The organism is Nocardioides lianchengensis (genome assembly GCF_900101465.1).
GTDB classification, from domain to species: Bacteria; Actinomycetota; Actinomycetes; order Propionibacteriales; family Nocardioidaceae; genus Nocardioides; species Nocardioides lianchengensis.
Window position 1 is genome coordinate 1 of record NZ_FMZM01000022.1, and the last position, 7,979, is coordinate 7,979.

8 protein-coding genes are annotated in these 7,979 nt (G+C 70.2%); 3 read left to right on the forward strand and 5 right to left on the reverse strand.

The features are described from left to right. Positions 1–63: 63 nt before the first annotated feature. Positions 64–1,278, forward strand: a complete 1,215-nt coding sequence (locus tag BLT76_RS25200) for a PrsW family glutamic-type intramembrane protease (RefSeq protein WP_090861078.1) — start codon at positions 64–66, stop codon at positions 1,276–1,278. Positions 1,279–1,750: 472 nt separating this feature from the next. Here BLT76_RS25200 and BLT76_RS25205 read toward each other — a convergent pair whose 3' ends face one another. From BLT76_RS25205 to BLT76_RS25225, 5 genes are all read right to left on the reverse strand, one after another. Next, positions 1,751–2,134 carry an STAS domain-containing protein gene (locus BLT76_RS25205; RefSeq protein ID WP_139175875.1) on the reverse strand — a complete coding sequence of 128 codons (384 nt, stop codon included), beginning with the start codon at positions 2,132–2,134 and terminating at the stop codon, positions 1,751–1,753. Between the two features lie 29 nt (positions 2,135–2,163). Further along, on the reverse strand, positions 2,164–3,018 hold the full coding sequence (gene phnE, locus BLT76_RS25210) for a phosphonate ABC transporter, permease protein PhnE (RefSeq protein WP_090861080.1): 855 nt from the start codon (positions 3,016–3,018) through the stop codon (positions 2,164–2,166). Then, the gene (locus BLT76_RS25215; protein WP_090861084.1) at positions 3,015–3,767 is read right to left on the reverse strand and encodes a phosphonate ABC transporter ATP-binding protein; all 753 of its coding nucleotides are present in this window, start codon (positions 3,765–3,767) and stop codon (positions 3,015–3,017) included. The genes phnE and BLT76_RS25215 overlap by 4 nt, the downstream gene beginning before the upstream one ends. A 35-nt stretch (positions 3,768–3,802) precedes the next feature. After that, positions 3,803–4,720, reverse strand: coding sequence for a phosphate/phosphite/phosphonate ABC transporter substrate-binding protein (locus BLT76_RS25220; RefSeq protein ID WP_090861081.1), 918 nt, complete (start codon positions 4,718–4,720; stop codon positions 3,803–3,805). A gap of 96 nt (positions 4,721–4,816) precedes the next feature. Beyond that, a complete protein-coding gene (locus tag BLT76_RS25225; RefSeq protein WP_090861082.1) occupies positions 4,817–5,944 on the reverse strand; it encodes a TIGR03364 family FAD-dependent oxidoreductase in 1,128 nt (375 codons plus the stop codon). Positions 5,945–6,110: 166 nt separating this feature from the next. Between BLT76_RS25225 and BLT76_RS25230 the strand changes: the two genes are divergently transcribed. Further along, complete coding sequence (locus tag BLT76_RS25230; protein ID WP_090861083.1) at positions 6,111–6,869, forward strand: GntR family transcriptional regulator; 759 nt, start codon at positions 6,111–6,113, stop codon at positions 6,867–6,869. Beyond that, positions 6,866–7,573 carry a phosphonatase-like hydrolase gene (locus BLT76_RS25235; protein ID WP_244509577.1) on the forward strand — a complete coding sequence of 236 codons (708 nt, stop codon included), beginning with the start codon at positions 6,866–6,868 and terminating at the stop codon, positions 7,571–7,573. Before BLT76_RS25230 ends, BLT76_RS25235 begins: the two co-directional genes overlap by 4 nt. Positions 7,574–7,979 lie beyond the last annotated feature (406 nt).

Below are 7,979 nucleotides of genomic sequence, written 5' to 3' on the forward strand. Positions count from 1 at the left end.
CCGGCTGCGATCGGAGACCGACGCCATGATCGACTCCCTCACCCAGGACGGGGGCGACTCCTGATGAGCACCAGCAGCGACACCGGTGTGGCCGGCACCGCGGAGACCGCCGACCTCCTCGCACGACGTCGCGACGCGATCGAGGAATCTGGGTGGGGTGCGCGGTTCCACCTGTTCCAGCCGCGCAACCTGAGCCTGTGGGTCTACCTGCTGCTGGTGGTCCTGGGTGCTCGCGAGTTGTACCGGATCGCGGTCCCGATCGCCCCGGTCTTCGCGGACGCGGACATCGCCGGTGTCGCGTCGGCCGGCACCTTCTGCCTGCTGTTCCTGCTGTTCCTGCACCACGCCGACCGCTATGAGCGCACCCCTGCGCTGCTGGCCGCGACCGCGTTCATCGGTGGTGGGATCGGTGCGGTGTGGGCGATGGCGATGCCCGGCAACGCCGCGGTCATGAGTCTCTACAGCAAGACCTTCGGGCAGGTCTGGGCCGCGGACTGGAACGCCGGGCTCACCGCCCCGTTCGTGGAGGAGAGCGCCAAGGGAGCGGTGTTCGTGTTGATGCTCGGCCTGGCGCCGTTCGTCATCCGCACCGTCTACGACGGTCTCATCGTCGGCGCCTTCGTGGGACTGGGCTTCCAGGTGCTGGAGGACATGCTCTACGGGCAGAACAGCGCCTACTCGAACTTCGGCGTGGACCAGGTCGGGGCGGTCCTCCACACGTTCGTCATCCGCTCGCTGTCCGGCATCTCGTCACACGCGATGTACACCGCGATCTTCGCCGCCGGCATCGTCTACCTCGTCGGCACCAGGGCCCAGCCACGGCGGGTCGGGCGCGGCCTGTTGTTGATGGCGTCGGCCATGCTGATCCACGGACTGTGGGATTCGATGCTGGCCCTCTCCAACGCCAACGGGTTCGTCGTCACCGCCCTGATGGCCGGCATCACCGTCGTCAGCTTCGTCGTGCTGTTCGTGGCCCTGCGCTGGGGCTCGCACCGCGAGCGCGGCTGGCTCCGCGACGTGCTCGCCCCCGAGGTCGCCAACGGCACCCTCACCGAGGTCGAGCTCGTCGCACTCACGGGGGAGCAGTCGCGCCGCCGCAAGGACCGCAAGGCCGCGATCAAGGGCCGCGCCGACGGCGTGAGCAAGCGGCGGGAGAAGCACGTGCTGGCGGCGGCGCTCGACCTCGCCCACGACCTCAGCGAGAGCGGCGGCGAGGACAACGACGCCGTGGCCCATTCCCGGAAGGAGATCGCGCGGCTCCGCGCCGGACGGGCCTGAAGGGCATGCGCCTGCGACCGCTAGGGTCACGTCTACCCGAGCGGCGTCCCCCGGTACGTCGCGCCGCGGGGCGGTAGCTCAGTCGGTTAGAGCAGAGGACTCATAAGACCAAAACGGTCCGCAAACGGGTGCCTGTGAAGGGCCGTGATTATCGCTGGAAAATGCCGCTGACCTGGGGAAACGCTGTATCGCCTCTAGATGATCGTCGTGGGTAGTCATCGGTCCGCAATGAGCACTGGCGGACCTGGTGCGGACTGGATGCGGACCGCGCCAGCGCCCGAGTGAGATGACCTCGGCTTCGACCACCTGACGAAGCCGACCCGGAAGAAGTCGACGCACCTCGCTCGTGCCGTGTGGCACTCGTCGGGATCGTGAGCTGGTACTTGCGGATCGCGCCCGCGCAGTCGGTGTCGTGCGCTATGCGTGTGCTCCGTCAGCTTCGCCGCCTGCCCCGGAGCAGGAACCTAGCGCGCTACTGACGTCCCGTCGAGCTTGGGAGGACGAGCGCGTCACGCGGGAACGGTCGGATCGTCTGGCTCACCGTGATCATGCGCCAGGCCGCCCGACTCACTGCAGTGATCTCGACGCGACTGCCGGCTGAAGTCGCCAGGGTGTGCATGCCCAGCAGTGTGGTGATCCCCGAGCAATCGATGAAGGTCGTTCCAGAGAGGTCGACCGTGATGACGTCCAGCACGACCGCCAGATCGGAGACGACGTCCAACAGATGCGCGCGCACACCCACGTCGACCGTTCCATCGAGGACTAAGTCGGCGCGCCTGGTAGGCAGCGGATTGCGGTAGGGGATATCGGCTCCGGAGTGTCTGAGTGCTCTTCGAAGATACGGGTGCGACTGCATCCGAGAACATCCCCGCCGGTGGCTCATGCTCAGCGCGCGAGGCGTCGGCGTACCGCGCCGGAGACCTGGTCGACGACCACGATCAACACCAGGACGATGAGGATGTAGGTGAGCATCTCGTCGAACTGAAACAGCTTGATGGACTTGTTGATGAGGAAGCCGATGCCGCCGGCGCCGACCAGGCCGAGGACGAGTGAGCTGCGCACGTTGACGTCGAGCCGGTAGAGCAGCAGCCCGATCAGCTGGGGGACGACGGTCGGCAGGACAGCGTGGGCGAGGACCTGGGGACGTTTGGCGCCGGTGGTCCGTAGCGCCGTGACCGGGCCCTGGTCCATCTCCTCGACCGCCTCGGACCACAGCTTGCCCATCACGCCGGCGTTGTGAAGCAGGATCGCCAGGACGCCGGGGAAGGGACCGAGCCCGACGGCGGTGACGAAGATCAGGGCGAAGACGATGTCCGGCACGGCGCGGAGGAAGGACATCACCGCCCGGGCCACCTGGTAGACGACGGCGTTCGGCGTCGTGGTCCTCGCGCCGAGCACCGTCAGCACGACGGTCAGCGGAATCGAGAGCGTCGTCCCGAGAAGCCCGATCCAGAACGTGGTGATGGTCGCCTCGATGCCCGGTCGGACCACGGTGTCCCAGGTCAGGTCCGGCGGGAACGCATCGCCGAGGAAGCGGGTGATGCCGCTCCACCCGTCGATGAGCGCAGTGATCGAGACCTCGGTCTGCCGGATCGCCACGACGTGCGCGGCCACCAGGAGTCCGACCACGACGGCGAGGCCGACGCCCGCGCGGCCGGCGTGCGGACGTGGGGGGACGGGCAGTCGGCGGGCCGGCGCGGGCGCGCCGTCGGCCGGCCGGTCGGGCAGCAGGATGCTCATCGGTCCTCCGAGGGACGAGGTGCGGGTACGGCATAGAGCGCGTCGACCTCGGCCAGGTCGACCTCGGACGGCGCGCCCGCGAAGACGGGCCGTCCGGACCGCAGGCCCAGGATCCGGTCGGAGTGGCGACGGGCGATGTCGGGTTGGTGCAGGACGGCGAGGACCGCGAGACCCTGGTGCGCGATCCGGGCCAGGACGCCCATCACCTGCTCGGCCGCGGCGGGGTCGAGGGCGGAGACGGGCTCGTCAGCGAGGAGCACCGACGGTCGCTGGCACAGAGCCCGTGCCACGGCGACCCGCTGCTGCTGGCCGCCGGACAGCCGGCGGACCGGGTCGTGGGCGCGGTCGGCGAGCCCGACCTCGTCGAGGCAGGCCATAGCTTCCTCGCGCAGCGACCGGGGAAACAGCCGCGGGTGCAGGGAGCGCGCGCCGGACAGGCGGCCGAGCGCGCCGCTGCAGACGTTGTCGAGCGCGGTGTAGCGGCCCACCAGGTCGATCTTCTGGAAGACCATGGCCACCGACGTCGGCTGCGAGGTCCGCGATTCCCCGGCGACCAGCACGGTCCCGGACTCGGCGCGCTCCAGCCCGATGACGCAGCGCAGCAGGGTGGACTTCCCGGAGCCGTTGGCGCCGAGGATCGTGACGAGCTCCCCGGCGGCGACGTCGACGTCGACGCCGTGCAGGACGTGGCGGTCGCCGTACGACTTGGTCAGGCCGCGCACGCGGAGGCCGGCGCCGGTCTCGGCCATGGTGCTGCTCCTCGTGAGCGGGGCGGCGGAGACGCTCACACGTCGTCCTCGGTCAGGCCCAGGGTGGAGGCCAGGGTGAACAGCGGCTCGTAGGTGTCGTCGGTGACGGCGACCATGGGGCCGGGAGGGGTCACGTCGAGGTACTGGCCGACCTCGCCGACGGTCTCGGGCGGCAGGTTGAGCAGCGCGTCTGTGACGGCGTCCTTGAACTCGTCGGGAAGGTCGCCGCGGATGGTGATCGGGTCGTTCGGGATGGGCTCGGAGGTCCAGATCTGGGTGTACTCGTCGGGGTTGAAAGTGCCCTCAGCGACAGCGGTCGCCAGTGTCTGGCTGTTGATCTGCGCGGCATCGACCTTGCCGTTGGTGAGGGCGAGAAGGGCCTCGGGGTGACCGCCGGCGTACTCGATCTCGACGTCATCCTCGGCGACGTCCGCCTCGGCCAGGGCCTCCCGGGGCAAGGCATCGCCGGAGGTGGAGCCGACGCTGCCGAGTGCCAGGCTGTGACCCGCGAGGGCTCCGACCTCGGCGAGGTCGGAGCCCTTAGGCACCCAGATCCCGGCGGTATAGGTGCTCACCTCGCCGTCGGCCGTTCCGAACGACGCGATGGCCTCCGCGTCGGCCTTGTCGCTGGCGAAGACGTAGCCGAGCGGTCCGAACTGGCCGAGCTCGAGCTGGTCGTTGGCCATGGCAAGAACCTCGGCCGAGTAGTCCTCGACGATGGTGACCTCGACGGGACAGTCGAGGGCCTTCTCCAGTGCGCCCGCGACGGCCTCGTAGGCCGGGGTGAGCTTCTCCGGGTCCTCGTAGGGCTCGACGCCGAAGCGCACCTGGCCACCGGGGCAGGTGGCCGACTTCTCGGCCGAGCTCGACCCACCGCAGCCAGCGGTGAGCAGGGAGACGGTGGTCGCGAGGGCGGCGAGGGCCAGGCCGGTGCGGTGGGTGGTGGTCTTCACGGGGTTTCTCCAGGCGAGAGATGGGGTGGGGAGGGCAGGGCAGAGCCTCAGAGAGAGGCGAGAAGCTGGCTGGTGGACGGTCGGTCTGGGACTGGGTCAGAGCAGCTGGTCGAGGACGGTCGGAGCGAGACCGAGCGCGGTGGTCATCCCGATGCCGGAGGTGACGGCGACGACCCGCGTTCCCTCGTGCGGCTCGGCGACGAGGAAGTCGGTCAGGGCCGAGTTCGCGTAGACGCCACGCCAGCGCCGGCGCACGGTGAGCGGTGCACCGAGCAGACGTTCGCCCTCGCGTAGCACGAGGGCGACCACCTTCTCGTCCTCGAACGGGGGGTGGGTCACTGCGTAGTGGTGGGTGTCGCCAAGGACGATCGAGCCGTCCGGACGCTGGGTCAGCATCAGGTTCATCGCGACGTCGAGGAGCTCGGGCTGTTCGCGGGCAAGGCGCTCGGCGAGGCGAGCGGCCGACGGCAGCTCGGCCATCCCGCCGTACCGCAGCATGGACAGGCCGGTCAGCACGGCAGGGTCGACCACCACGCCGTGCGGCGGTGCGACCTCCAGCATCTGCAGCACGCAGCGCTGGACGTCCCACTCGGCGGCAAGCTCGGGGAAGAGTCGGTCGACGTCGTGGCCCACGGCGTGGACGATCCGGTCCGCTGCCACGGGCCCGCGGGAGGTGTGCACGACGCCGGGCTCAACAGAGCCCACGTGAGTGCCCCACCGGATCTCGACCCCCTCGTCCGTCAGCCAGGCGGCCAGCGCGGGCAGTGCGGCGCGCGGGTCGAGCCGGAGGTCGAGGGGGAGCAGTGCGCCGGCGACGATCTCGTCGGTCGCGAACGGCACCTCGGACCGCAGCCCCTGCGGCGTCAGCAGGCGCACCTGCTCGCTGCCGCGGGCCGCGTGCAGCTCCTCCAGGACGGCGGCCTCGTCGGCCGCTCGGGCGAGGACGACGGTCCCGCAGGTCGCGACGTCGAAGCCGGCCTTCGGTCCCAGGGTCAGCCAGCTCTCCCGCGCGGCGAGCGCCAGCCGCAGGGCCTCCCCGGTCTGCGCGGTCGTGCACACGTGCCCGAAGTTGCGCACCGACGCACCCGCCGCGTGCTGGTCCCGCTCCAAGACGACGACCCGCAGCCCGCGCGAGGCGGCGTCGGCGGCGTGGGCGAGTCCGACAATGCCTGCACCGACGACGGCGAGGTCGTAGCGACCGGGGGAGGAGGCGGAGGTCTGCATGCCGAGAACCGTGACCGACCGCCCAGGACCGGTCAAGAGGTCGACACCACTTGTGTGTACAAGTTAACCGGCTGTTCACGCAGGTGGGAGTGGGCGAGTTCAATGTTCACCGAGGCTCTGAGTGACGGTGGCGACAACTTGTCCAACCAAGTTGTACGTTCCTCGCATGAGTTCACCGATGCACGCTCGGATCGCCGAGGAGCTGCGCGGGCGGATCGCCCGCGGCGAGCTGGCCCGCGGTACGGCACTCCCCTCCGAGGCCCAGTTGTGCCAGCAGTTCGGAGCCTCCCGCGGGACCATCCGCTCGGCTCTGGCCACCCTGCGTCAGCAGGGTCTGATCGGAGGTGGGCAGGGACGCTCCCCGATGGTCCTGGACTCGGCGCTCGGCCAGCCGTTCGAGACCCTGATCAGCTTCTCCACTTGGGCTCAGGACGCCGGGCGGGTGCCCGGTCAGCGCACGATCGAGGTCGCGCGCCGCCAGGCGTCGGTCGTCGCCGCGACCGCCCTGCAGCTCGACGAGGACACGCCGGTCGTCGACGTCCTGCGCCTGCGGCTGCTCGACGGCGAGCCGGCGATGCTCGAGCGGTCGACGTTCGTCACCGAGGTCGGTCGGCTGCTCTTCGACTTCGATCCCGACAGCGGCTCGATCTGGGCCTACCTCACCGCTCAGGGGGCGGACCTGCACTCCGCGCGGCACACGTTCGACGCGGTGGCCGCCGACGAGGTCGACGCCGAGCTGCTGCAGGTCGAGGTCGGCAGCCCGCTGCTCCGGGAGCGCCGGCTCTCCACCACCTCCTCCGGCGTTCCGCTGGAGTACTCCGACGACCGCTACCGACCCGACCGCGTCACCTTCACCATCGCCAACAGCCACGCCAGCGCCGCCGGTGTGCGCCCCGACCTGCGGATCCTCAAGGAGTCCTCGTGAACCACCCCCACGGCGCGGCGACGCGCTGTCGCCTCGCTTCACTCGACATGGCCGGCACGACCGTGGACGAGGGCGGCCTCGTCTACGGCGTGCTGGAGCAGACGATCACCGACGCCGCCGGCGCTCCCGTCCCGGCCGACCTGCTGGCCTCCTGGAAGGGCACCAGCAAGCGTGAGGCCATCGGCGGCCTGCTCGCGGGCCTCGACGCCGACACCTCCGAAGTCCGCGTCGACCGCGTCTTCGCCGACTTCCGACAGCGGCTCGTGATCGCCTACAAGGAGACGCCTCCGACGCCGCTGCCCGGGGTGCCCGAGGCGCTCGCGGCGCTGCGATCCGGTGGCGTCCAAGTCGCGTTGCAGACCGGCTACTCCGCGGACATCGCCGAATCTATCCTCGCCGGTCTGGGTTGGGAAGTGGGCCCGAGCGGCACCGTCGACGCCGTCGTCACCTCGGATCAGGTCCCGGCCAGCCGCCCCGCGCCGTACCTGGTCTTCCGGACGATGGAAGCCACCAGAGTCACTGACGTACGCAGTGTCGCGGTGGCGGGCGACACGCCGAATGACGTCGGGGCCGGGTACCACGCTGGCGCCGGGTGGGTCATCGGCGTGTTGAGTGGTTCCTTCGACGAGGCCGCGCTGTCGGCGACGCCCGCCACCCATGTACTGACGTCCATTGCCGACCTGCCCGCGCTACTGCTCGGGTGACCTGTGATGAGGCTGTGTTTGACCGATCCAAGAGGGATCTCTAGGTTTTCGCCCAGAGTCGGCATCCGCCGCTCGGGGAGTGAGGCGTGATGTCGTCGACGGAACTGAGCGGGCGCCGGGTGCCCGTGGAGCACCGGTGGCTGGGACTGGACCGTCGGTCCATCCCCTACGCGGTGGTGGCGTTCGCGGTCTTGGCGTTGTGGGCCTGGGTCGTGCCGTGGGTCGATGACCAGGTGGCGTGGGACGACACGACCCGCACCGGCGAGGCGTTCCGGGTCACCACGGAGGTCAGCATGTCGGTTCCGCCGGGGTGGGGCGTGGTCTCGGGTCTGAGGACCACCGACGAGCCGCGCGGCGGCGACCAGGCGCGGGATGTCGAGCAGACGGTCCTGACCAAGGACGGTGT